This is a genomic window from Kitasatospora putterlickiae, assembly GCF_039527695.1.
GTDB classification, from domain to species: Bacteria; Actinomycetota; Actinomycetes; order Streptomycetales; family Streptomycetaceae; genus Kitasatospora; species Kitasatospora putterlickiae.
Genome location: NZ_BAAAKJ010000227.1, coordinates 1 through 888, shown reverse-complemented (window position 1 = coordinate 888; position 888 = coordinate 1). Strand labels below are relative to the sequence as shown.

Annotated in this window: 1 protein-coding gene; it reads left to right on the top strand. The window is 76.2% G+C overall.

What is annotated here, in order from left to right; genetic code table 11:
- Window positions 1-194: 194 nt before the first annotated feature.
- Window positions 195-888, top strand: a 694-nt coding sequence (locus ABD308_RS22915) for an NYN domain-containing protein (RefSeq protein ID WP_344338093.1), incomplete at its 3' end; no start/stop codon positions are given.

Here is an 888-nt window from a genome sequence, read left to right as displayed (position 1 = left end):
TTCGCGCTGTGTGGGGGAAAGCCACAGGCGGCCGAGGTTCGGCGGCGGATCCGGGGGGAAAGCTGACCCAACGATCGGGCGGCTGCGGGCACCCCCTCACCCCACCCCGTCCGGACCCGGGCGCACCACGCCCACCCCGGCACCGTCGAACCCGGCGGAGCCCCACCCCGAGGGCGAGCGGAAAGAGGTGCGCGATGGACCGCTGTGTCGTCCTGGTGGACGCCGGATACCTGGTGGGCGCCGCCGCCAGCCTGCTCGCAGGCGACCCCTCCCGCTCCAAGGTCACCGTCGACCACACCGCGCTGATCGCCGCGCTGCGCGAGCGCGCCGAGGCCGAGACCGGCCTGCCGCTGCTGCGGATCTACTGGTTCGACGCCGCGCCCGAACGCCGCCCGATGCCCGAGCACCGGCGGTTGCGGGTGCTGCCCCGGGTCACCGTCCGGCTCGGCGCGCTCACCCGGGCCGAGGGCCGCTGGGTGCAGAAGGGCGTCGACGCCGCGATGCACGCCGAACTCTCCGAACTCGCCCGCAACCGGGCCTGCGCCGACGTCGTGCTGATCACCGGCGACGGCGACCTGCTGCCCGGCATGATGTCCGCCAAGGAGCACGGCGTCGTCGTCCACCTCTGGGCGCTGCAGGCCGCCGACGGCGACTTCAACCAGTCCGAGGACCTGGTCGGCGAGGCCGACGAACGGCGGGTGCTGGACCGCGAGTGGATCGAGGGCTCGTTCAGCCTGCGCGACACCTCCAGCGTCTTCCCCGGCCCCGGCGCCCGGCACGACATCGCCAAGATCCTCGCCGCGCCGCCCGCCGCGCCCCCCGCCGCCCGGCCGGGCCCGCTGCTCGAGCCCCAGGCGCCCGGCGCCCCCGCCCCCGACCGGCCCGCGG